We start from the raw sequence: 23,411 nt of genomic DNA, 5'->3' as shown, positions 1-23,411 counted from the left end.
CTCGATGATCCAGCTTATCGTCCTTCTCCCGTTGCTGGCTGCTGCCATCGCCGGTCTTGGCAACAAGGCCCTTGGCAAGCTGCCCGCGAAGATCGTCACCACCGGCGCGCTTTTTGCCTCCTGCGCAATGAGCTGGCCGATTTTCCTGAGCTTCGTGACTGGCCATGCTGAGCCCTATGTCGCGCCCGCCTTCACCTGGATTCAGTCGGGCAGCTTCGATGCTCAGTGGGCGCTGCGCGTCGACACCATGACCGCGGTCATGCTGGTGGTCATCACCAGCGTGTCGAGCCTCGTCCACCTCTATAGCTGGGGCTATATGGAGGAGGAGCCGGATCAGCCGCGCTTCTTCGCCTATCTGTCGCTTTTCACCTTCGCGATGCTGATGCTCGTGACGGCGAACAATCTGTTGCAGATGTTCTTCGGCTGGGAAGGCGTCGGTTTGGCATCCTATCTGCTGATCGGCTTCTGGTTCCGTAAGCCCTCGGCCAATGCCGCCGCGATCAAGGCGTTCGTCGTCAACCGCGTTGGTGACCTTGGCTTCATGATGGGCATTTTCGGTACCTATCTGGTGTTCAACACCATCTCGATCCCGGAAATCCTGGCCGCCGCGCCGTCCATGGCCGGTTCGACCATCGGCTTCCTCGGTCATCGTTTCGACACCATGACCGTGCTCTGCCTGCTGCTGTTCATCGGCGCGATGGGTAAGTCGGCGCAGCTGGGCCTCCACACCTGGCTGCCGGACGCGATGGAAGGCCCGACCCCGGTGTCGGCGCTGATCCACGCGGCGACCATGGTGACCGCGGGCGTGTTCATGGTGTGCCGCCTGTCGCCGATGTTCGAAACTTCGCCGACGGCATTGCATTTCGTCACCATCATCGGCGCGGCCACCTGTCTGTTCGCGGCGACCGTGGGCACCGTGCAGAACGACATCAAGCGCGTCATCGCCTATTCCACCTGTTCGCAGCTCGGCTATATGTTCTTCGCGGCGGGCGTCGGCGCCTATGGCGCGGCGATGTTCCACCTCTTCACCCACGCCTTCTTCAAGGCGCTGTTGTTCCTTGGCGCCGGTTCGGTCATCCACGCGATGCACCATGAGCAGGACATGCGTTACTATGGCGCGCTCAGGAAGGAGATTCCGATCACCTTCTGGACGATGACGTTGGGCACGCTGGCCATTACCGGCGTAGGCCTGCCGCTCGTTGGCGTCGGCTTTGCGGGCTTCTATTCGAAGGACGGCATTCTCGAAGCGGCCTATGCTTCGGGCGGTGCGGGTGTGGGCGCCTATCTGGTCGGCGTCTTCGCGGCGCTGCTCACCAGCTTCTACAGTTGGCGTCTGGTGTTCCTGACCTTCTTCGGCAAGCCCCGCTGGGCCGCTTCGGAGCATATCCAGCATGCGGTCCACGGCCATCATGAGACGCCGGAAGAAGAAACCGAGCATGACGGCCATGGCCATCATGACGAGCATGGGCATGAGCTGACGGGCACGGCGGGCTATCATCCGCATGAAAGTCCCTGGGTCATGCTGGTGCCGCTGGTGGTGCTGAGCCTTGGCGCGGTGTTCGCGGGCTTCCTGTTCCATGACCAGTTCATAGGGCCGGAAGGCGGCATCGAGTTCTGGAAGGGCGCGATCGCGTTCGACAGCCACCTGATGCACGCGAGCCATGAAGTGCCGACCTGGGTCAAGTTCGGTCCGTTCACGGTGATGCTGACCGGTCTCGTGATCGCCCTGCTGGCCTATCTCAAGTTCACCGACTGGCCGCGTCGCTTCGTCGCGACCTTCGGCGCTCTCTACCAGTTCCTGCTCAACAAATGGTATTTCGACGAGCTGTACCACTTCCTGTTCGTCAAGACTGCCTTCGCCATCGGCCGCTTCTTCTGGAAGTTCGGTGACGTGGGCTTCATCGACCGCTTCGGGCCTAATGGTCTGGCTGCGCTGGTCGTGCAGGGCAATAAAGTCACCCGTCGGCTTCAGTCCGGCTACCTCTACACTTACGCGCTGGTGATGCTGATTGGCCTCGCCGCAGCCGCAACCTGGGCGATGACACGATAATGGACGGCTTCCCCATCCTTTCCCTGATGATGGCAGTGCCGATGGCGGGGGCCATCGCCTGTCTCTACTCGGGCGCCAGTCAGGCGCGCCTGATCGCGCTGGTGGCGACACTGGTCGATCTGGTGCTGGGCGTCGTGCTTTGGGCGCATTTCGACCAGTCGGGCACCGCCGCGCAGTGGCAGTTCCAGGAATATGCGCCGATCTTCGGGCGCTTCGCCTGGGCGCTGGGCATTGACGGCATCGCGCTGGTGCTGATCATGCTGACCGTCTTCCTGATGCCGATCTGCATCGGGGCGAGCTGGCACGCGATCGAAAAGCGCGTCGGCGAATATATGGCGGCGTTCCTGTTCATGGAGGTGCTGATGATCGGCGTCTTCACGGCGCAGGATCTCTACCTCTTCTACATCATGTTCGAAGCCGGCCTGATCCCGATGTATCTGATCATCGGCATCTGGGGTGGCGCGGATCGTATCTACGCTTCATACAAATTCTTCCTCTACACGCTGCTCGGCTCGGTGCTGATGCTGATCGCGATGATGTGGATGGTGCATGACGCGGGCACGACCGACATCCCGACGCTGATGGCCTATAATTTCGACCCGAAAATCCAGATCTGGCTGTGGCTGGCCTTCTTCGCCAGCTTCGCGGTGAAGATGCCGATGTGGCCGGTCCATACCTGGCTGCCCGACGCGCACGTTCAGGCGCCGACCGCCGGTTCGGTCATTCTGGCGGGCGTGCTGCTGAAAATGGGCGGCTATGGCTTCATCCGCTTCTCGCTGCCGATGTTCCCGGAAGCCTCGGCGCAGTTGGCGCCGCTGGTCTGGGGTCTGTCGATGGTCGCGGTGGTCTATACCAGCCTCGTCGCCCTCGTTCAGTCGGACATGAAGAAGCTGATCGCCTACTCGTCGGTCGCGCATATGGCGATCGTCACCGTCGGTCTGTTCGCCTTCAACCAGGCGGGCATCGAAGGCGCGATGATGGTGATGCTGGGCCATGGTCTGGTGTCGGGCGCGCTCTTCCTGTGCGTCGGTGTCATCTATGACCGCCTGCACACCCGTGAGATCGCCCGTTATGGCGGCCTCAGCATCAACATGCCGAAATATGCGGTGCTGTTCATGCTGTTCACCATGGCGTCGGTCGGTCTGCCCGGCACCAGCAACTTCGTCGGGGAATTCCTGTCGCTGATGGGCATTTACCAGGCGTCGAGCTGGGTGGCGCTGGTCTGCACCACGGGCATCATCCTGGGCGCGGCCTATATGCTCTATCTCTATCGCCGCATCTGCTATGGCGACCAGAAGAATGCCGACGCGGCGGCCATGCCCGACCTGTCGATGCGGGAAGTCTGGCTGCTGGCGCCGATCGCTGCGGCGGTGCTGTGGATGGGCATCTATCCGGAAAGCTTCCTCAGCCCCATGCGTTCCGACATCCGCGCGCTCGAAGCGCGCATCGCCTCCGCCGCTCCGGCGGGTGATTCCAGGATCAAGATGGGTCCGGTGCTTCCGGGTGCTGAGGCTCATCATGAACCTGCCGCTGCAATATCCCATGAAAAAGCGTCGGGGGAGGCGCACTGATGATTGATTCCGCTTCCCTTCTGGCGGTCCTGCCGGAGCTGGTGCTGACGGCCGGTGGCCTGATCCTGCTGCTGATCGCGGCCTATGGCGGCGATGGCACGACCCGGCTGATCAATTGGCTGTCGGTCGCCACGCTGGCGATTGCCGGGCTGACGCTCTCGACCTCGCTGGCCCATGGGCCGGTGGCCTTTGACGGGCTGGTCCGGGCTGACGCCTTCTCGGTCTTTGCCAAGGCGCTGATCTACGGCGCGGCGGCGGCGGCGATCCTGCTGGCGCCTCGCTACTTCATCACTGGCGGCGCCCTGCGTCCCGAATATCCGATCCTGATCCTCTTCGCCGCCATCGGCATGGGGATGATGGTGTCGGCGGGCGACATGCTGACGCTTTATGTTGGCCTCGAAATGAACAGCCTTGCCTCCTATGTGCTGGCGAGCTTCATGCGGCAGGACGAGCGTTCGTCCGAAGCGGGCCTCAAATATTTCGTGCTGGGGTCGCTGGCGAGCGGCATCCTGCTTTACGGCATTTCGCTGCTTTACGGCTTCACCGGCGGCACCGGCTTTGACGGCATCGCGGTCGCGCTGGGCGACGGCGTGTCGAAGGGCGAGCTGTTCGGCCTGGTGTTCGTGCTGGCGGGTTTGGCGTTCAAGATCAGCGCCGTACCGTTCCATATGTGGACGCCCGACGTCTATGAAGGCGCGCCCACGCCGGTCACGACCTTCTTCGCCAGCGCGCCCAAGGTCGCGGCCATGGGCCTGACCGTCCGCGTGGCGATCGAGGCGCTGGGTCCGGCGGGGCTGGACTGGCAGCAGATCGTGATCTTCGTGGCGCTGGCCTCGATTCTCTTCGGCGCGGTCGCGGCCATCGGCCAGACCAACATCAAGCGCCTGATGGCCTATTCGTCGATCAACAATGTCGGCTTCGCGCTGATCGGCCTGGCGGCGGGCACCCCCGCTGGCGTGGCCGGGACGATGAGCTACATGGCGATCTATGTCGTGATGACCATCGGCGCTTTCGCCTGCATCCTGCAAATGCGCGATGCGGATGGCCGTCCGGTCGAGACGATTGCGAGCCTTGCCGGTCTGTCGCGTTCGCGCAAGGGTCTGGCGGCGGCGCTGGCGATCTTCATGTTCTCCATGGCCGGTATCCCGCCGCTCTTCGGCTTCTGGGCGAAGTTCCTGGTGTTCGATGCGGCGGTGGCGGCAGGGCTGACGGCGCTGGCCGCCTTCGGTATCGCGGCCTCCGTGATCGGCGCCTTCTATTATCTGAAGGTCATCAAGACGATGTATTTCGACGAACCCGCTGACGCCTATGAAGCGCGCGGCGGGGCGGTCGAAAATGTCATCCTGACGGCCTGCGCCGTGGTGATCGTCTTCGGCTATCTGCTCAACCCGATGCTCGACAAGGCGAGCGCTGCGGCAGCGGCGGCGTTGTTCTGACCGATCTTCGCTTCGTTGAGGAGACTGGCTCCACCAATGCCGACATGCTGGCGTTGGTGGAGCAAGGCGTTTCAGAGGGCTGCTGGCTGCGCGCAGGACGCCAGACCGGCGGGCGGGGGCGCATGGGGCGCAATTGGGAAAGCCCCGACGGCAATCTCTATTGTTCGACGGTGATCCGCCTGCGGGCGGGCGATCCGCTGCCGCATACGCTGGCGCTGGTGGCGGCCAATGCCGTTCATGCGCTGGTGGCGCCGCTTTGCGCGGGTCAGGCGCGGATCAAATGGCCCAATGATGTGCTGGTCGATGGCGCGAAGATCGCCGGCATCCTGCTGGAGCGGGCTGGCGATGCCATCGTCGCGGGGATCGGCATCAATGTGACGGGGCATCCGGTCGGGCTGGATCGTCCGGTGACGAGCCTCTTCGCGCAGGGCGCGTCGGACGTTGACGCAGCCGCCTTGCAGGCGCGGCTGGCGGAACTGTTCGCGCACTGGCTGGCGATCTGGCGGGTGCAGGGGCTGGATCCGGTGCGGACGCATTGGCTGCTCAACGCTCATCCCACCGGTACGCCGATGCGGGTGGTGCAACCCGATGGCGAGACGATCGAGGGAGCCTTTGATACGCTCGACCGGCAGGGCATGCTGATCCTGCGCTTGGCGAATGGGCAGAGCCGTGCCATTCATGCCGGCGACATCCTTCTCATCTGATATCCGGGGACGGGCTATGCTTCTCGCGATCGACGCGGGTAACACCAATGTGGTTTTTGCGCTGCTCGACGGGCGGGACATCCGCGCGCGGTGGCGGATCGCGACCGATCCCCGCCGCACGGCCGACGAATATGCGGTATGGCTGAACCAGCTTCTGATGCTGGAGGGCTTTGCCATCGGAGACGTCGATGCGGTGATCATCGCGACCGTCGTGCCGCGGGCGCTGCATAATCTTCAGGTGCTGGCCGAGAAATATTTCAAGACGACCGCGCTCATCGCCGGGCAGGCGCCGGTGGAGTGGGAGATTGAACTGGACGTGGCCGAACCGGCCTCGGTCGGCGCGGACCGGGTTGTAAATGCCATCGCCGCCCACCATCTCTACGCGGCCGATCTTATCGTCATCGATTTCGGCACGGCGACGACCTTCGACGTAATCGACTATCATGGCGCTTATAAGGGCGGCATCATCGCGCCGGGCATCAACCTGTCGCTGGATGCGCTGGTGGCGGCCGCCGCCAAGTTGCCCAAGATCGCGATCGCGCCGCCGGAGAACCGGTCGGTTATCGGTCGGACCACCGAAGCGCAGATGCATATCGGCGTCTTCTGGGGCTATGTTGCGATGATGGAGGGGTTGGTCGCCCGCATCCGTGCGGAGATCGGCCGGCCGGCCAAGGTGATTGCGACGGGGGGCTTAGCGGTCCTCTTTGATGACAATAGCGATATTTTCGATGCGATCGCGCCCGATCTCACGATCCAGGGCCTCGCATTGCTGTATGAACGGAGTTTGAAAACATAATGACACCTGGAAATGAGCTGATCTTCCTGGCCCTTGGCGGGTCGGGGGAGATCGGCATGAATGTGAATCTCTACGGTTGCCAGGGCAAATGGGTAATGGTCGATCTGGGCCTCACCTTTGCCGATCCGGCCTATCCGGGCGTCGAGCTGGTGTTGCCCGACCTCGCCTTTATCGAGGAACGCAAGGACGACCTGCTCGGCATCGTGCTGACGCATGGGCATGAGGATCATATCGGCGCGATTCCCTATCTCGCCGCCGATCTGGGCGTGCCGCTCTATGCGACGCCCTTTACCGCTGGGCTGATCCGGCTGAAGCTGGAGGAAGAGGGACTCAGTCGAGAGGTCGAGCTCAACGTCATCGACAATGAGGGCAGCTTCGCGCTGGGGCCGTTCGGTTTCCGCTATGTGCCGCTGGCTCACTCGATCCCCGAAGGCAATGCGGTGCTGATCGACACGCCTTATGGCAAGATATTCCATACCGGCGACTGGAAGCTGGATGAGGCGCCGCAGTTGGGCCAGCCCTCAACGCCCGAGGAACTGACCGCGATCGGGGATGAGGGCATATTGGCGCTGGTGTGCGACAGCACCAATGTCTTCAATGCAGAGGCGAGCGGCTCCGAAGGCGATGTGCGCATAGGGCTGATGGAGACGATCAAGGGCGCGAAGGGCCGGGTGCTGGTCACTACCTTCGCCTCCAACGCCGCGCGTCTGCAGACCTTGGGCGAGGTCGCCAATGCCGTGGGGCGCAAGCTCTGCGTGGCGGGGCGGTCGCTCGACCGGATCATCTCGACGGCACGCACTGCGGGTTATCTCAAGGATTTTCCGCCCACCGTCGATTGGGACGATGTGATGGCGCTGCCCCATAATGAGGTGATGATCATCGCCACCGGCGGGCAGGGGGAGGCGCGCGCGGCATTGTCCCGCATCGCCTTTGACAGCCATCCGATCAAGCTGGACGAAGGCGATTTGGTCGTCTTCTCCTCCAAGCAGATTCCGGGCAATGAGATCGCCATCGGGCGCATCCAGAATGCGCTGGCGACCAAGGGCGTGCTGATGGTGACGGATCGTCAGGCGGAGGTCCATGTGTCGGGCCATCCGGGGCGGCCTGAACTGGAGGCCATGTATCGCTGGGTGCGGCCGCAGATCCTGCTGCCGGTGCATGGCGAGCGGCGGCATATGGCCGAGCAGGCGCGGCTGGGGCTGGCGAGCGGGGTGCCTTCCGCCGTGGTGCAGTCCAACGGCGATATGCTGCGGCTGGCACCGAACGGGCCGGAGATTATCGGCCAGGAAGCCACTGGGCGGCTGGTGCTGGACGGCGATGTCATTCTGCCGGCAGATGGCTCGACGATGAATGAGCGGCGGAAGGTCGCGCTGCATGGGCAGATCAGCGTGGCGGTGGCGCTCGACGGCAAGGGGCGGGTGATCGGCACTCCTGCCTTGCGGACCCAGGGCGTGCCGGTCGAGGAAGACAAGACGGCCTTTCTGCAGGAAGCCGCCGAGGAAGCTGCCGCCGTCGTGGCCAAGGGATCGCAGGAAGAGGAAGCGCTGCGTGAGCGGGTGCGACTGGCGGTGCGGCGCACGGCGACGCGCTGGACAGGCAAGAAGCCCGTGGTAGACGTGCTGCTCATTCGCGCCTAAAGCCTGACCTCCATGAACTGGTATGCGATTTTTGCCATTTATGTGCTGTTCTGGGTGATCAGCGCATTCATCGTGCTTCCCTTCGGCATTCGTACGCCTGACGAAACGGGCGAGGTGTTGCTGAAGGGGCAGGCGGACAGCGCGCCCGGCAATTTCCGGCCGGGCCGGGTCGCCATCCGGGCGACCATCCTGTCGGCGGCCTTGTTTGGCCTCTATTATGCCAATTATGTCGAAGGCTGGATCACGCTGGAGCGGTGGACGCATATCGGCTGAGCGTCTGGTGGAGCGGCGCGCGGAGGCGATTTCACCGATTTATCGCGCGTCAGCGGCGATCACCATCATGTGCATCCGCGCCCGCACCCGAAAGCCGAGCGTCTCGTAGAGCGCGACCGTTGCCTCATGCGCGGCATAAGCATGGAGGAAGGGCGTTTCTCCCCGTTCCAGCATGGCTCTGGCGACGATCTGCATCAGCCTTTTCGCATGGCCCTGTCCGCGATGGTCGGGATGGGTGCAAACCCCGCTGACTTCGGCAAAGCCGGGCATGCGCATCCGCTCGCCCGCCATGGCGATCAGCTTACCCTGCTCCTTGATGCCGATGAACCGGCCGAGCCGGTGGGTGAGGGGCAGGAACGGTCCCGGCTTCGTCATCAGAGCCAGGGCGCGCATCTCCGCCGCATCCTCTTCGGTCAAGATGACGGGGTCGAAGGGGACGGGATCGCCAAGGATTTCTTCCGCCACCATCTGCGCCAGCATCGCTTCCCGCACCAGGCGGGCGCCGGGTGGTGGCGTCGGGGCTTCCGGTTCGACGATCCATGCCTCGCCATCCTTCGGCACCAGCGCCGCCAGTGCGGCCTGCGCCGTCGGCCCATCATCCGCGGCGGCGGCGAAGGGGCCGTAGCGCGGATCGATCCGCAATGCATGCGCATCGCCTTGGGCCAGCGGCATCCAGCCGCTGTTGAGGGCGTTCCAGACGGGGCGATGCAGAGGATGATCTGTCATGACGGTCCTATTTTCCGGTTAAGAGCAGGGATGGCAAGCCCTTCCCGTCTCCATCCGGCGGCGGGCCGTGGAAACTGTCGATTCCGTAACAATCCGCTTGTTTCGGGCGTCTTTGCGGGGCGTGATTTACCAAATGGAAATCATGTTTCGGCAAAGGTGGCGATGACGTGCCACGCCATGAACGAAACTTGATCGCAACCTTGCGCGGGCGCCTTGCCCCGGACACTCAGCAAAGCGCTGAAGTGCAGGCGAATCTCGTCAAATCCCTCTATGCTTCCCCGGCATCGCTGATGATCGGCGCGGTGGCGGGCGGGGCGCTGAGTCTGGTGGTCGCGTGGCATGCGCAGATTACCGCCATTACCGTCATTTGCGGATTGATCTGTTTGGTAGGGCTCAGCCGATCGATCTCCGCCGTCTATTTTCAGCGGCAGCTTGCCCATCAGCATGGCGTGACCCAGCCGATCTGGGGGCTGGCTTATGAGCTGGGCGCCTGGTGCTATGCGGCGCTGCTGGGAATTTTGTCGTTCGCGACACTGCTATTGTCCAACGACGCGAAGCTGCACGTCCTGGCCGTCTGTCTGGTGGCGTCCTATTCAGGTGGCATTTCCGGCCGCAATGCGGGGCGCATCCAGGTCGCGGTCGGCCAGACCTGCCTCTCGCTGCTACCGACTTCGCTGGGCCTCATCCTTTCGGGTGGGCTGGGCTATACGGTGCTCGGCATCCTCTGCTTCCTGATGATCTTCGCCATGGCGGACATCACCAAGACGACGCACCGCATCGTTCTGGAGGCGTTGCAGGGCAAATATGAAAAGTCCCAGCTCGCCACCAAGTTCGAGCGTCTGGCCCGGTTCGACAGCCTGACCGGCGTCGAAAACCGCATGGCGATGCAGATGCGGCTGCGCGAACTGTTCGACGGGCGACGATCCGATCAGGATCCGATGGCCGTGTTCTGGATGGATCTGGACCGGTTCAAGGAAATCAACGATTCCCTGGGGCATATGATTGGCGACCAGCTATTGTGCGGGGTCGCTGAAAGGCTTTCCCATGCGCTGGACGGCCGGGGCCATGTCGCGCGCTTCGGCGGGGACGAGTTCGTCCTGATCTGTCCGGGCGCCGACCGGCGTGCGGCGGAGCATATCGCCGCCGATGTGATGGCGGAATTCGCGCATGACTTCGATGTCGGCGGCTATCGTCTGGGCGTGACCGCCTCCATGGGCATCGCCGTCGCGCCGGAGGATGGGCAGGACAGCGAGGAACTGCTCCAGCATGCGGATATGGCGCTCTATCAGGCGAAACATGCCGGGCGGAACCGCCATGCGCAGTTCACCTGGTCGATGAAGGAGCGGCAGAACCGCACCTACGAGCTGGAAATGGGCCTGCGCAGCGCCATGGCCAATGATGAGCTGATGCTGCACTATCAACCGATCTTCGATACGGAGACGGGGAAGATCGCGATCTGCGAAGCGCTGATGCGCTGGGATCATCCGACGCTTGGCCGCATTTCTCCGGCGGAGTTCATCCCGATCGCGGAAAGCAGTTCGATGATCGAGCCGATCACCGCCTGGGCGCTGGAGCGGGCCTGCGAGGATGCGATGGAATGGGATGAGAATGTCCGCGTCGCCGTCAATATCTCGCCCGTACTGATCAAGAGCGACGGTCTGCCTCGCGCGGTGATATCGGCGTTGATGCAGTCGGGGCTGAAGGCGCGCCGGCTGGAGCTGGAGGTGACGGAATCGATCTTCCTGGAGGATAGCGGGCGGACCAACCTGATCCTGTCCGACCTGCGGCGCATCGGCCTGCGGCTGGCGCTGGACGATTTCGGCACGGGCTATTCCTCGCTCGGCTATCTGCGCGACTATGCCTTCGACACGATCAAGGTCGACCAGAGCTTCATGCGCGGGGTGGATGGCAATTCACGCCACCGGGCGATCGCCCAGTCGGTCGCTTATCTGGCCCATGCGCTGGACGTGGAGACGGTGGCCGAAGGCATAGAGACGGAGGATCAACTGCGGTGCGCCCATGAGATGGGCTTCACCAATGTCCAGGGCTTCGTGCTGAGCCGGCCGGTGCCTGCGGCCCAGGTGTTGGAGATGATGCGGCGCATGAACGACGACAGCGGCACCGTGGCGATGTTGCAGGACCGGCGGCGCGCCTGATCCTATTTCTGCAGGCGGGTTTGGGCCGAAGCCAGGCGGCGCATCATCCGCACGCTCTTCGGATCGAGCTTGAGCGCGGTGGCCGCCCAATTTTCGACGATGTCCTTGAGTTCCTCATATTCCAGCGGATCGACACGTCGGCCCGCCTGGAAAACGCCGACATGGCCCGCATGACGGGACAGGCTGCCCGCTATATAGTCGCGCACCGCCTGTTCGCCTTCGCCATCCTCCACCAGCGTATGGACGACGCCCATGTCGTACATTTCCTGCGCGCTATAGACCTTCCCGGACAGGATCATCCGCTCGGCCATCAGCCGGCCCAGCTTGCGCGCCAGGATGGAATAGGCACCCATGCCGGGGAACAGACCGAAGAGCATTTCGGGCAGGCCGAAACGGGCGCTGCGTTCAGCGATCACCACGTCGAAGCAGAGCAAGGCTTCGAACCCGCCGCCCAGCGCATCGCCCTGCGCCAGCGCGATCGAGATCACCGGCAGGTCGCCATTGCGCCAGGTGCGGTGCACCACGTCGATGCAGGCGTGGCCATAATCGACCAGTCCCGGCAGGTCGCCCCGCTCGATGCAGCCGGCGAACAGTTCCAGATCGCCTCCCAGGTTGAAGACGCCGGGAAAGCGCGATCCCGCCACCATATATTTGACCGGCAGCTTGCCGGCGTCGAACAGCCGCTTCGTCTCCACATACCAGTAACGGACGTCGCGCAGCATCGCCGGACTGAAGTTGGGCCGATTCGCGGGTGTCATGAATGCCCACAAAGTGGCCGCCGCCGCGTCCCAGCTCACGTCGATCTGGCCCAGGTCGAACATCGTCGACGTGCCGATGTCCGGCGCGGAAGTCACGCTTTCCGTAACGGCAATGAGGGCAGCGTCCTCCTCCGCCGGGAGATGGGCGGGAGTCAGCTCGTCCATATGTTCACGCGCGGAATTAAATCGCCCGGAATCAACCATCTGAGCCCCCAAACTGCGACAGATAATGAGCAGAACAGTGTTGCGGCACTTATGCAACCGCCGCGGTCGAGGTCGCTCCGGAATTAACCATTTTTATTAGCTACTGTTGCGTACATGTCGCCCAAAAGAGGGTTATCGAAGGGTAAATGTTGCACTAATGCAACAAATCGCTGTTTTGACTGCCGGTCGCAAATTCGGCGCAGGCCTTTGTTAACCTTTATTAATTAGGACGGGCGGCATGAATACGCCCCGAACCGATACGCAGCTTGTGACCCTGCTGCTGCACGATCTGCAAGGTGAGTCATGGCGGCTCAGCCTGTCTGCGGATTGCCTTTGCTTCATCGGCAATTATCGCCGGGTGGAGGGCTTCAACGTCGACGCGATCGTGGCATTGGACGGGTTGCGCAAGAAGGGCTGAACCGCGCCTTTGCGACCTTGTATGGCGCGTCTTTCAACCTTACAGCGCGCAGCGTGACCAATCCCCGTTTCTCCTTTTCGATCGCCGCGACCGACGGCAAGGCCCGCACCGGCACCATAAAGATGCGGCGCGGCGACATCCGCACGCCTGCCTTTATGCCGGTGGGCACGGCTGCCACGGTCAAGGCGATGCGCCCTGCCGAAGTGCGCGCGACAGGCGCCGACATCATCCTGGGCAACACCTATCATCTGATGCTGCGTCCCGGCGCGGAACGCATGGCGCGGCTGGGCGGGCTGCACGGCTTCATGGGCTGGGACCGGCCGATCCTGACCGACAGCGGCGGCTATCAGGTAATGAGCCTCAGCGCGCTGACCAAGATGAGCGAGGAGGGCGTCGCCTTTTCAAGCCATATCGACGGGTCGAAGCATATGCTGACCCCGGAACGGTCGATGGAAATCCAGCGGCTGCTGGACAGCGACATCGTCATGGCGTTCGACGAGTGCACGAAAAACGGCTGCACCCATGACGAGGCAGCCAAGTCCATGGAGCGCTCCATGCGCTGGGCGAAGCGTTCGCGCGACGGCTTCGATGCGGGCGGGGAGCATGCCGCCAAAGACCACCCCGAACGAGCGGCTTTGTTCGGCATCCAGCAGGGATCGCTTGACGAAGGGTTGCGGCGGATTTCGGCGGAAAAGCTGATCGAGATCGGCTTCGACGGCTATGCCGTTGGCGGGCTGGCCGTGGGCGAGGGGCAGGAGGCGATGTTCGCCACGCTTGATTTCGCGCCGGACATGCTGCCGGTGGACAAGCCGCGCTATCTGATGGGCGTGGGCAAGCCCGACGACATCGTCGGCGCGGTGGAGCGCGGCATCGACATGTTCGATTGCGTGCTGCCGACGCGCAGCGGGCGCAACGGGCAGGCCTTTACCTGGGCCGGGCCGCTCAACATCCGCAATGCGCGCTTTGCCGAGGATATGGGTCCGCTTGATCCACGCTGCGACTGCCCGGTCTGCGCGACCTGGAGCCGCGCCTATCTGCATCATCTGGTGAAGGCGGGCGAGATGCTGGGCGCGATGCTGATGACGCAGCACAACATCCATTTCTACCAGGCGCTGATGCAGGGGATCAGGCAAAGCATAGCCGAGGGGCGGTTTGCGGGTTTCGCGGCGGATTTCCGGCGGGATTATCGGCGGGCTTGAGGGGCGAAGACGGCGTTGGGGCGGGGCGTGCGGATCGTCCCTCGCTCCAGGCCTAATCCAGCACCGTAATCGCTATCGCATAATCCCCCGTTTCCGGATCATGCTCCAGCGGCGCGCGCAACTGGCGGGACAGGCCGGTGAGAACCCGTCCATAGCGTTCCTCCAGCCGGGCGGTCATGTCCGGCGATCCGCGCAGGGCGGGCGAGAGAATGTGGAGCACCGCCCGGCCGGTGCTGCCCGGTTCCAGTTGCACCGATATCCGCATCGCGGTGCGCGGGTTGGACAGCATGGCGAGTTCGACCAGTTCGGTCAGCAGGAAGGCGATCGGCACGGCGACGTCCTGGCTGATATGCAGATTGTCGCTGTCGATCTGAATGCCGAAGCGGCGCGCTTCGGCGGGGGCGGTGCTGCGCAGACTGGCCGACAATTCGCTGATGAGCGAGCGCACGCCGACGCCGCGATGCTCCTCCAGCTCCGCATAATGGTTGCGGTGGACGACGGACAGCGCATCGACCCGGCGCTGGATCGTCGCATAGGCCTCGATCGCTTCCGTATCATGGGCAGATCGCGCGTGGAGATTGATCAGGCTGGCGATGATCTGAAGGTTGTTCTTGACCCGGTGATGGACCTCGCGGGTCAACTTGCGCTGGGTTTCCAGACCCTCCGCCATTTCCGCCTCATGGGTCGCGACATCCTCGCTGATTTCGCGGAAGGTGTCGCCCAGCGCCACGATCTCCTGCGCGGGGGTGCGGATGCGGCGCATCGGTTCCAGCACCTCGCCGGGCTGATAGGCCGCCACCGATCGGCGCAGCAGCACCAGCGGCCGGATCAGCAGGCGGTTGACCACGAACCAGCCTATCGCCGCCGCCGCGAACCACATGACCAGCGGCAGGAACAGCGAGAGCATGCGCGCAACCGTGACCGGGGGATCGCGCAGCGTCATGGTGAGGATGATGCCCGGCGAATCGAGCCGGGCCGAAAGCGTCGTGCTATGGCCGCTCGGCAAGCTGGCGGGGCGCGTGATGAGCAGGCTGTGGCGGCTATCGTGCAGGGTGATCTGCCGGTTCTGCAACGTGCCTGCCGGGTTGGTCATCGCCTCCAGATAGGCGCGCGAATAATATGCGATCGCCACGACCGCGCCGTTGCTGCTTTGTGCGCGGCTGACGAGATAGGGCGCATTGGGAAGCAACTGGGCGGGGGCGCTGCTGAAGCGCAGCGAGGGCGGCAGGCCGGTGGGCTCCGGCAAGGAGGAGCCGCATAGCCGCCGGCCTGCGCGGTCGTAAATATAATAGCGCCCCCCGCCGCGATCGTGGGAGTTCAGGAACACCGAAAGGCGCGCACACATGCCCCGATCCGGCCCGGACGTGGCGAAACTGTTGGCCGTCAGCATCAGCGCCGTACGATCCGAGGCCAGATCCGCCGATAATTTACGCGCGCTCTGGGTGACGGCGACGCGCAGCAGGGCTTCCTTTTCCAGATCGGTCGTGCGGATCGCCTGGAGCGACGCCACCAGCGCGATGAGCCCAAGCGGCAGCAGCGCCAGCGTCAGGATGAGGAACATCTTGACGCCGGTCGAATGGGAAATGTTGTTCAATCTTTGCACGAAGGAGAGAAGGGCCGGAGGAGGCGTGGCTTCGATGGGCGGCGGTGCGGGGCTTGTGTCCATTATCTGACGCTGAACATCAAACGCCGGTTTTCCCAGGAAGGCAACATCCGCCCGCCGGATTTTTCCAGAAGCGCCATATCCCCTCCGGTTGTTCTGGTCCGGCTGATCAGGGAGAGTCAGTCCAGCTTGCTGAGAAGGTCGAGCATTTCGGCGGGAATATCCTCATCCACCGCCCGCTGGTAAACGGAACGCAGGGCGTTGGCGACCTGGCCGTCATCTTTCGCCGCGGATGCGCGTTTCTTGCGGGCGACGCCGCCCTTCACGCCAGAACCCGGAGTGCTGGTGCCGACATCTTTCTTGTCCCCTCCCGTCACATCCCGTTCCGTCGTTGAAGCAACCAAAACACGCCCCTCTGCAGCCATCAATATCATGCCAGCCTGCTCTTCTTGCGGCTTTCCCCTATGACGTCAATTCAACGTCTGGGAAATCAAATCACAAAATTCCAAAGATTTCGAAAAAACCGAACGGCAGTGAAACAAATCCCCCGGTTGTTGGTTCCCTTGGCGAAGCATTTTTTGCCCGCTGGGCAGGCCGGTGCAGGAATGGGGGAGCGATTTCGGCAAGCCTGCCGAAAGCCTTTCCGTTCTGAAAGGGGGAAGGGGGGCTTGCCACATCGGCATCGTCCATCCATCCTTCCGATCCGGCGAATGTTTCGACGCATATGTTAAGCCATGACAAGGCGCCCGATGGGCTGGGAGATTTTTTACAGATGTCGCTTGGTCAGCAACTCCACCCCCACCTTCCTTTCCTGCGTCGTTATGCGCGCGCGCTGACGGGCAGTCAGGCGCATGGCGATGCCTATGTCCGTGCCACGCTCGAAGCCATTGTGGCGGCGCCGGACGAATTTCCCGCAAATGTCGACCCGCGCCTTGGCCTCTATAAAACCTTCCATGCGATCTGGTCTTCCTCCCATCTGGAAGACGGGCCGGTGCTGACCGGCGTCGACGGGCAGGAAGCGATCGCGCAGGCGCGGCTGGCCCGCCTGACGCCGCTGCCGCGCCAGGCTCTGCTCCTCACGGCGCTGGAAGGGTTCACCGTCGACGATGTCGGCTATCTCATCGGTCTGGAGAGCGATGACGTCGAGGCGCTGGTCAAGGAAGCGCTGAGCGAGATCGAGTCTCAGACCCTCGCCAAGGTGCTGATTATCGAGGATGAGCCGATCATCGCGATGGACATTGAAACCATCGTCCGCGACCTGGGCCATGAAGTGACCGCGATCGCCGTCACCCGCGAAGATGCGGTGCGCGAAGCCTTGGCGGAACGGCCGGGCCTCGTGCTGGCGGACATTCAGCTTGCCGACGATTCGAGCGGGATCGACGCGGTGAAGGATATCCTTGCCGAATTTTCCGTGCCGGTGATCTTCATCACCGCATTCCCGGAGCGTTTGCTGACAGGCGAGCGTCCGGAGCCGACCTTCCTCATCACCAAGCCTTTCCAGCGGTCCACCGTCAAGGCGGCGATTTCCCAGGCGCTGTTCTTCGACGAAGCCACGGCTCCGGCCTGATCGTTGCTGTCAGCTTTCTAAAATTAGGCCGGAAAAAGCGGGAACCCCGATCCGCGACTCGCGTTATTGATGCGTAACGATCGGGAGAAGCTTGATGGCTGAACAGGAACAGCACATTGCGACCGAAGATGCCAGAGCGGGCTCTACGCGGCATAATGTGCGTTACGTCCTGGGCATTTCGCTGACACTCGCGATCATCGTGATGATTGTGATATTATGGGGCTATTGAATGCTGCGGCAATTGGTCCTTGAGAAGAAAAAAATTGGGATGCGGACGCACATATGGCTTTGACGACTTCCGTTCATGCAGCGAGGGCGACGGCCGGTGAGGGGGTTGTTTCCATGAGCGAGGGCATAAGCCAGGATGTGGAGCGCGAAACCCTGTCGGACGCGGATTTCAAGCGCGAGCTGGCAGCCGTGATCCCGCATTTGCGCGCTTTTGGCCGGTCGCTGTCGGGCAATCGCGATGTGGCGGACGATCTGGTGCAGGAAACGCTGCTGAAGGCCTGGGCCGCGCGCAGCCGCTTCCAGGCGGGCACCAACATGCGCGCCTGGACCTTCATCATCCTGCGCAATCACTATCTTTCCCAGATGCGCCGCTCCCGTTTCCGGGGCGACTGGGACGATCTGGCCGCCGACCGCCTGCTTGCCGCGCCTGCCGGGCAGGACAAGCATGTCGAATTGTCGGACATGCAGCGCGCTTTGCTGCAATTGCCGCAGCCGCAGCGCGAGGCGCTGATCCTGGTCGGCGCGGGCGGCTTTGCCTATGAGGAGGCGGCCGAGATTTGCGGCGTCGCCGTCGGCACCATCAAGAGCCGGGTCGCGCGCGGCCGCGCTGCGCTGGAACAGATATTGGAAAATGGCGAACTGCCTTCGCGCCGCAGCCATGAAACCAGCGACACGTCGGTGCTGGACGAGATCATGGACGATGTCGACCGGTTGAGCCGTGGCCGCGAAGCCAGGGAAGTGAGCGAAGATACCGACTCCGACCTGGAATGATCTGTGTTACACTCTCCACCTCTGGATGTGAGGATCGGGAGAAGGAGAATGGACGAGGGGCGTAAGGATGAATCCTACGAACCGGCTTCCGTACCGGGCCGGTCGCGCGGCAGCTTGATCATCTTCCTTTTGGTGGCCATCGCCCTGATCCTGGCGATCGGCTTTTTCTACATGACCAAGGAACGGGATGATCGCCGGGCCGATACTCTGACGGAAGCGGCCGGGTCTGTCGACAGCGCGGCCCATGTGGTGGGCGATGCGGCGAAGAATGCGGCGGATACGCTTCGAAATCATGATTGAAGCGTCCTTGCATGCCCATGCCCGCCGACACCATTTTGCGGCATTGATAAGACATAGGCTCCCGTTCAGAAAATCTTTGTGATTGTCGTGCATTGTCCCCGGCGGTGTCGGATCGCCTTACAGCACCTGTAAGGCGATCCGGCGATGGCCTGCCCGCCGGGCGCAGCGGGAAACGCGCGACGAATGATAAGATTGTTCAAACATTATGTGCCGCATGCGGTGTTGCTGCTCGGTCTGCTGGACTTCCTGCTGCTGATCGGCGCGGCGGAAGGCGGCTGGATTTTGCGCGCGCATCAGATCGGCATGAATGTCGATCATGTAACCACGCGCATCGGGCCGCTCGTCAGCTTCGGCATCGCGATCCAGACGGCGATGATCGCCGTCGGCGTCTATGGCCCGGAGGCGCTGCAATCGATCCGTTATGCACTGGCGCGGTTGCTGGTCGCGATTTCGCTGGGCGTGCTGTTCCTGTCGGTCATGCATTTCCTGCTTCCGGACATCACGCTCTGGCGATCCAATTCGCTCTACGCCATGGGGCTGGCCATCGCTATGCTGCTGGCGATCCGCATCCTTCTGGGGTCGATGCTGGGCGGCGAGGCGTTCAAGCGGCGGCTGGTCGTGCTGGGCGCGGGCAATCGTGCCGCCCGCATCAGGGAGATTGAACAGCGCAAGGGCTCGGGCTTTCTCATCGTCGGCTATATCGCGATGAACGACGGCTCGCAGGTCATCCCCGAAGCGATCAACCGCGGCGCCATTTACAATCTCGCTGATTTCGTGGTCCGCCTGGCCGCGAGCGAGGTCGTGCTGGCGCTGGAGGAGCGGCGCAACGCGCTGCCGCTGGGCGACCTGTTGCGCATCAAGACCACCGGCGTCCATGTGAACGAGATATCGACCTTTCTGGAACGCGAAACCGGCCGCGTCGACCTGGATAGCGTGAATCCGAGCTGGCTGATCTTCTCCGACGGCTTTTCCGCCGGCCGCCGGATTTCCAGCATCGCCAAGCGGCTGTTCGACATCATCGCCAGTTCCATCCTGCTGCTGCTGACCGGCCCCATCATCCTGCTGGCGGCGATCCTGGTGAAGCTCGACAGCAAAGGCTCCGCTTTCTACCGCCAGCAGCGCGTCGGCCTGTTCGGCGAGGAATTCTGGATCGTGAAGCTGCGTACCATGCGGCAGGATGCGGAATCGTCCGGCCAGGCGGTATGGGCGGAAAAGGACGATCCGCGCATCACGCGCCTCGGCTACTGGCTGCGCAAGCTGCGCATCGACGAACTGCCCCAGACCTGGACGGTGCTGAAGGGCGAGATGAGCTTTGTCGGCCCGCGTCCCGAACGCCGCCAGTTCGTCGAGGATCTGGAACAGCATCTGCGCTATTATGCCGAGCGGCATATGGTGAAGCCCGGCATCACCGGCTGGGCGCAGATCAACTATCCCTATGGCGCGTCGATAGAGGATGCCCGGCACAAGCTGGAATATGACCTTTATTACGCCAAGAATTACACGCCCTTCCTGGACCTGCTGATCCTGATCCAGACCCTGCGCGTCATCCTCTGGCCAGAGGGCGCGCGATGAGCATGCTGCTGCAATTCGTCGGGGATTGGGGCCATGCCCTGGCCGCCGTGCTGTTCGCGGCGCTGGGCATCTTCATCCTGCGCCGCCGGGAAGAGGCGGCCGAACAGCGGCTGCTGGCCGCCGCGCTGCTGCTCACTTCCTGCTGGTCGCTCTACGTCTCCTTCGGCGGGGTGGAAAAGCCGCTGACCGGCATTGGCGAGAACATCCGCAACGCCGCCTGGCTGCTGTTGCTGTTCGCCATGCTGCGGCGGAATGGGGCAACCCGCGGAGGATCGCTGGTGGCGATCGGATCGGTTTACGCCGCCGTGGCGGGAATCATCCTGCTCCAGACCTTCACCGACCTCATCTGGCGGCAATTGCCTTCGTCCAGCGACCTGCATCGCGCACTCACCCATGTTTCGCTGGTGCTGCACATGATGACCGCGATCGGCAGCCTGATGCTGGTCCATCATCTCTACATCAGTTGGCCGACGCGGGAACGGGGGCGGGTGGCGCTGCTGCTGGGCGCGTTGGCGGCGATGTGGACCTATGATCTCAACCTCTATGCCATCGCCACCTTCGCCATGCACCGCGCCAACGAGCTTTACGCGCTGCGCGGGCCGATGATGGCGCTGCTCGCGCCAGTAATCGCGGCGGGGATGCGCAACGACATGGCGGGGCGGCTGCAATTGTCGCGCGCGCTGACCTTGCAGTCGCTCTCGCTGGCGGCGATCGCGCTGTATGTCGTGGTGCTGGCGGCAGCGGCGGTGCTGGTGGAACTGGTCGCCGGCCCCTATGCGCGGGTCGTCGAAATCGGCTGCGTCTTCTTCATGGCGGTCAGCGCCTTGGTGCTGCTCCCCTCCCGCCGGATACGCGCCTTCTGGAAGGTGCAGGTGGCCAAGCATTTCTTCCAGCACCGCTATGATTATCGCACTGAATGGATGCGCTTCGGTGACACGATAGGGCGTCCGGGCGACAATGCCCTGCCTTTGGGAGAGCGGGTGGCGAAGGCGGTGGCCGACATCACCGATTCCCCCGCCGCCGTGCTGATGCTGCGGGCGGAGGATGGCGCGCTGGCGTTCGAGACGCAGTGGAATTGGCCCGGCGAGATGCCCGATGGGGCAGTGGTGCCCGCACCGCTCGCCGCACTGATCGAACAGAGCGGCTGGATCATCGACATCGATCGCCCGCCAAGCGGCGCGGGAGAAATCAGCGCGCCCGGCTGGATGAGCCTCGATCGCCGCGCCTGGGCGCTGGTGCCGCTCATTCATTTCGGTCGGCTGATCGGTGCCATCCTGCTCGCCCGGCCGCCGATCGACCGGCGGCTCGACTGGGAGGATTTCGACATGCTGCGCGCCGCCGGACGGCAGGCCGCCAGCTATCTGAGCGAGGCGCAGGGGCAGCAGGCGCTGGACGATGCCCAGCGTTTCGAGGAGTTCAACCGCCGCTTCGCCTTCATCATCCATGACGTGAAAAATCTGGTGAGCCAGCTTTCGCTGCTCGCCCGCAATGCGGAGCGGCATGCCGACAATCCGGACTTCCGCGCTGACATGGTGCTGACGCTGCAAGAGTCGGTGGGCAAGATGAACGACATGCTTGCCCGCCTGTCGCAACATAACAAGGGCCGGGCGGAAGAACCGCGTCCCATGGCGCTGCTCGAGGTGGCGCAGCAGGTGGCGCGCACCCGTTCGCGCCAGCATGAGATACGCGTCACGGGCGATGCGCCGCAGGTGCTGGCCGATCCGGCGCGGGTCGAGCAGATCGTGATTCATCTGCTCCAGAACGCAATCGACGCCAGCAGGCCCGATAGTCCTGTGGAATTGCGTCTGTCGGTTGAGGCCGAAAATGCAGCGTTAGACGTCGTGGACCAGGGCCGGGGCATGACTGCGGAATTCATCCGCCGCGAGCTGTTCAAGCCCTTTTCGTCCAGCAAGACGGGTGGTTTCGGTATCGGCGCGTTCGAGGCGCGGGCGCTGGCCCAGGCCATGGGTGGCCGGATCGACGTGGAAAGCAAGCCGGGGGTGGGGAGCCGTTTCACGCTGCGCCTGCCGCTGGCCTCGGGGGAAGAATTTAGGGGGAAGGCCGCCTGATGAGCGACATGCGACCGAAATTGCTGATCGTCGAGGATGATCCGGGGCTTCAGCGGCAGTTGCGCTGGGCCTATGAGGAATATCAGCTTTTCATCGCGGGCGACCGCGAGGAAGCGATCGAAATGCTGCGCGAGCAGGCGCCCGATGTGGTGACGCTGGACCTGGGTCTGCCGCCCGATCCCGACGGCACCAGCGAGGGTTTCGCCACGCTGGCGGAAATCCTGCGGATCAAGCCTGATACGAAGGTCATCGTGGCATCCGGCCATGGCGCAAGGGAAAGCGCGCTCCATGCCATTTCGGGCGGCGCTTATGATTTCTATCAGAAGCCGGTCGACATCGATGAGCTGGGCCTGATCGTCCGCCGCGCCTTCCACGTCCATGCACTGGAAAAGGAAAATGCGCGGCTGGCCGAAACCGCGCCGGAGGGCGGGCGCGTGCTGGGCCGCCTGATCACCGCCGCGCCGGAAATGATGAAGGTCGCCCGCACCATCGAGCGGGTCGCGGGGGCGGACGTCTCCGTCCTGCTGCTGGGGGCGAGCGGCACCGGCAAGGAATTGCTGGCGCAGGGGCTGCACGATGCCAGCCCGCGCCGCGAGGGTGCCTTTGTCGCGATCAACTGCGCGGCGATCCCGGAGACGCTGCTGGAAGCGGAACTGTTCGGGCATGAGAAGGGCGCCTTCACCGGCGCGATCAAGACCACGCCGGGCAAGATCGAACTGGCGCAGGGCGGGACGCTGTTCCTTGATGAAGTGGGCGACATACCGCTGGCTTTGCAGGTCAAGCTGCTGCGTTTCCTGCAGGAGCGGGTGATCGAGCGGATCGGCGGGCGCCAGCCCATATCGGTTGACACGCGGATCGTGTGCGCCACGCACCAAAATTTAGAGGAAATGATCGCGGCGGGCAGCTTCCGCGAGGATCTTTACTACCGGCTGGCCGAGATCGTGGTGCGCATTCCCGCGCTTCGGGAGCGGCCGGGCGATCCGGCGCTGCTGGCGCGGCATTTCCTCAACCGCTTCGCCAAGGATATGAATCCGCAGGTCAAGGGTCTCGCGCCCGATGCGCTGGCGGCGCTCGATGGCTGGGGCTGGCCCGGCAATGTGCGTGAGCTGGAGAACCGGATGAAGCGCGCTGTCATCATGGCGGATGGCAAGCATGTCACCGCCGCCGATCTCGATCTGGACGGGGATCGGGCCGAAGGGGGTGATGCGGTGAACCTCAAGGCGGTACGGGAAATGGCCGACCGCCGCGCGATCCGCCGGGCGATTGCGCGAACGGATGGGAATATTTCAGGCGCGGCGAAGGTGCTGGGGATCAGCCGGCCGACGCTCTATGATTTGTTGAAGCAATATCGGATGCAGAATTGAGGGTTCTTC

22 protein-coding genes are annotated in these 23,411 nt (G+C 63.4%); 17 read left to right on the top strand and 5 right to left on the bottom strand.

The annotated features are described in order from the left end of the window. The first annotated feature begins 4 nt into the window (after positions 1 to 4). Genes nuoL through HHL26_RS12640 form a run of 7 tightly spaced genes read left to right on the top strand, consistent with a single transcriptional unit; the run spans position 5 to position 8,467 of the window. Positions 5 to 2,050: an NADH-quinone oxidoreductase subunit L gene (gene nuoL, locus HHL26_RS12670; protein WP_066555754.1), complete on the top strand. Its 2,046-nt coding sequence runs from the start codon at positions 5 to 7 to the stop codon at positions 2,048 to 2,050. Further along, the gene (locus HHL26_RS12665; protein ID WP_066555756.1) at positions 2,050 to 3,621 is read left to right on the top strand and encodes an NADH-quinone oxidoreductase subunit M; all 1,572 of its coding nucleotides are present in this window, start codon (positions 2,050 to 2,052) and stop codon (positions 3,619 to 3,621) included. The genes nuoL and HHL26_RS12665 overlap by 1 nt, the downstream gene beginning before the upstream one ends. Next, positions 3,621 to 5,057 carry an NADH-quinone oxidoreductase subunit NuoN gene (gene nuoN, locus HHL26_RS12660; protein ID WP_066555758.1) on the top strand — a complete coding sequence of 479 codons (1,437 nt, stop codon included), beginning with the start codon at positions 3,621 to 3,623 and terminating at the stop codon, positions 5,055 to 5,057. The genes HHL26_RS12665 and nuoN overlap by 1 nt, the downstream gene beginning before the upstream one ends. Next, positions 5,054 to 5,761, top strand: a complete 708-nt coding sequence (locus HHL26_RS12655; protein ID WP_082748473.1) for a biotin--[acetyl-CoA-carboxylase] ligase — start codon at positions 5,054 to 5,056, stop codon at positions 5,759 to 5,761. Before nuoN ends, HHL26_RS12655 begins: the two co-directional genes overlap by 4 nt. A 16-nt stretch (positions 5,762 to 5,777) precedes the next feature. Then, the gene (locus tag HHL26_RS12650) at positions 5,778 to 6,557 is read left to right on the top strand and encodes a type III pantothenate kinase (RefSeq protein WP_066555761.1); all 780 of its coding nucleotides are present in this window, start codon (positions 5,778 to 5,780) and stop codon (positions 6,555 to 6,557) included. Continuing rightward, positions 6,557 to 8,194, top strand: a complete 1,638-nt coding sequence (locus HHL26_RS12645; protein ID WP_066555763.1) for a ribonuclease J — start codon at positions 6,557 to 6,559, stop codon at positions 8,192 to 8,194. The genes HHL26_RS12650 and HHL26_RS12645 overlap by 1 nt, the downstream gene beginning before the upstream one ends. A 12-nt stretch (positions 8,195 to 8,206) precedes the next feature. Then, positions 8,207 to 8,467 carry a DUF1467 family protein gene (locus HHL26_RS12640; protein ID WP_066555765.1) on the top strand — a complete coding sequence of 87 codons (261 nt, stop codon included), beginning with the start codon at positions 8,207 to 8,209 and terminating at the stop codon, positions 8,465 to 8,467. A gap of 39 nt (positions 8,468 to 8,506) precedes the next feature. Here HHL26_RS12640 and HHL26_RS12635 read toward each other — a convergent pair whose 3' ends face one another. Beyond that, positions 8,507 to 9,193 carry a GNAT family N-acetyltransferase gene (locus tag HHL26_RS12635; protein WP_066555767.1) on the bottom strand — a complete coding sequence of 229 codons (687 nt, stop codon included), beginning with the start codon at positions 9,191 to 9,193 and terminating at the stop codon, positions 8,507 to 8,509. Positions 9,194 to 9,435: 242 nt separating this feature from the next. Between HHL26_RS12635 and HHL26_RS12630 the strand changes: the two genes are divergently transcribed. Beyond that, the gene (locus HHL26_RS12630; RefSeq protein ID WP_346765579.1) at positions 9,436 to 11,349 is read left to right on the top strand and encodes an EAL domain-containing protein; all 1,914 of its coding nucleotides are present in this window, start codon (positions 9,436 to 9,438) and stop codon (positions 11,347 to 11,349) included. A gap of 2 nt (positions 11,350 to 11,351) precedes the next feature. On the opposite strand, the gene HHL26_RS12625 is transcribed toward HHL26_RS12630, so the two are convergent. Beyond that, positions 11,352 to 12,272 carry a crotonase/enoyl-CoA hydratase family protein gene (locus tag HHL26_RS12625; RefSeq protein ID WP_237229982.1) on the bottom strand — a complete coding sequence of 307 codons (921 nt, stop codon included), beginning with the start codon at positions 12,270 to 12,272 and terminating at the stop codon, positions 11,352 to 11,354. A 277-nt stretch (positions 12,273 to 12,549) separates the two neighbouring features. Between HHL26_RS12625 and HHL26_RS12620 the strand changes: the two genes are divergently transcribed. Then, the gene (locus tag HHL26_RS12620; protein WP_066555771.1) at positions 12,550 to 12,729 is read left to right on the top strand and encodes a hypothetical protein; all 180 of its coding nucleotides are present in this window, start codon (positions 12,550 to 12,552) and stop codon (positions 12,727 to 12,729) included. A 53-nt stretch (positions 12,730 to 12,782) separates the two neighbouring features. Next, entirely contained in the window at positions 12,783 to 13,928 is a 1,146-nt protein-coding gene (gene tgt, locus HHL26_RS12615) for a tRNA guanosine(34) transglycosylase Tgt (protein WP_087574089.1), read from the top strand. Positions 13,929 to 13,980: 52 nt separating this feature from the next. Here the strand turns inward: tgt and HHL26_RS12610 are convergent, their stop codons facing one another. The 3 genes from HHL26_RS12610 to HHL26_RS12600 all read right to left on the bottom strand — a co-directional run bounded on the left by HHL26_RS12610 (position 13,981) and on the right by HHL26_RS12600 (position 16,221). After that, positions 13,981 to 15,489, bottom strand: coding sequence for a sensor histidine kinase (locus tag HHL26_RS12610; RefSeq protein ID WP_066561513.1), 1,509 nt, complete (start codon positions 15,487 to 15,489; stop codon positions 13,981 to 13,983). A 221-nt stretch (positions 15,490 to 15,710) separates the two neighbouring features. Further along, positions 15,711 to 15,908: a NepR family anti-sigma factor gene (locus HHL26_RS12605; protein WP_346765578.1), complete on the bottom strand. Its 198-nt coding sequence runs from the start codon at positions 15,906 to 15,908 to the stop codon at positions 15,711 to 15,713. Between the two features lie 118 nt (positions 15,909 to 16,026). Further along, positions 16,027 to 16,221 (bottom strand): hypothetical protein, encoded by a 195-nt coding sequence (locus HHL26_RS12600; protein WP_140404534.1) that lies wholly within the window; start codon positions 16,219 to 16,221, stop codon positions 16,027 to 16,029. 82 nt (positions 16,222 to 16,303) lie between these two features. Between HHL26_RS12600 and HHL26_RS12595 the strand changes: the two genes are divergently transcribed. The 7 genes from HHL26_RS12595 to prsR all read left to right on the top strand — a co-directional run bounded on the left by HHL26_RS12595 (position 16,304) and on the right by prsR (position 23,402). Continuing rightward, the gene (locus HHL26_RS12595) at positions 16,304 to 17,098 is read left to right on the top strand and encodes a response regulator (RefSeq protein WP_066561517.1); all 795 of its coding nucleotides are present in this window, start codon (positions 16,304 to 16,306) and stop codon (positions 17,096 to 17,098) included. Positions 17,099 to 17,192: 94 nt separating this feature from the next. Next, complete coding sequence (locus tag HHL26_RS24500; protein WP_254911450.1) at positions 17,193 to 17,327, top strand: hypothetical protein; 135 nt, start codon at positions 17,193 to 17,195, stop codon at positions 17,325 to 17,327. Between the two features lie 113 nt (positions 17,328 to 17,440). Continuing rightward, complete coding sequence (locus HHL26_RS12590) at positions 17,441 to 18,097, top strand: sigma-70 family RNA polymerase sigma factor (protein WP_066555776.1); 657 nt, start codon at positions 17,441 to 17,443, stop codon at positions 18,095 to 18,097. Positions 18,098 to 18,145: 48 nt separating this feature from the next. Next, positions 18,146 to 18,397: a hypothetical protein gene (locus tag HHL26_RS12585; protein WP_066555778.1), complete on the top strand. Its 252-nt coding sequence runs from the start codon at positions 18,146 to 18,148 to the stop codon at positions 18,395 to 18,397. Positions 18,398 to 18,580: 183 nt separating this feature from the next. Next, complete coding sequence (locus HHL26_RS12580; RefSeq protein WP_066555779.1) at positions 18,581 to 19,969, top strand: TIGR03013 family XrtA/PEP-CTERM system glycosyltransferase; 1,389 nt, start codon at positions 18,581 to 18,583, stop codon at positions 19,967 to 19,969. After that, entirely contained in the window at positions 19,966 to 22,038 is a 2,073-nt protein-coding gene (gene prsK, locus HHL26_RS12575; protein WP_066555780.1) for an XrtA/PEP-CTERM system histidine kinase PrsK, read from the top strand. Before HHL26_RS12580 ends, prsK begins: the two co-directional genes overlap by 4 nt. Further along, entirely contained in the window at positions 22,038 to 23,402 is a 1,365-nt protein-coding gene (gene prsR, locus HHL26_RS12570) for a PEP-CTERM-box response regulator transcription factor (RefSeq protein WP_066555781.1), read from the top strand. Before prsK ends, prsR begins: the two co-directional genes overlap by 1 nt. Positions 23,403 to 23,411: the final 9 nt, after the last annotated feature.

This window comes from Sphingobium sp. TB-6 (assembly GCF_012927365.1).
Taxonomy (GTDB): Bacteria; Pseudomonadota; Alphaproteobacteria; order Sphingomonadales; family Sphingomonadaceae; genus Sphingobium.
This window is presented reverse-complemented; position numbering and strand designations above follow the sequence as displayed.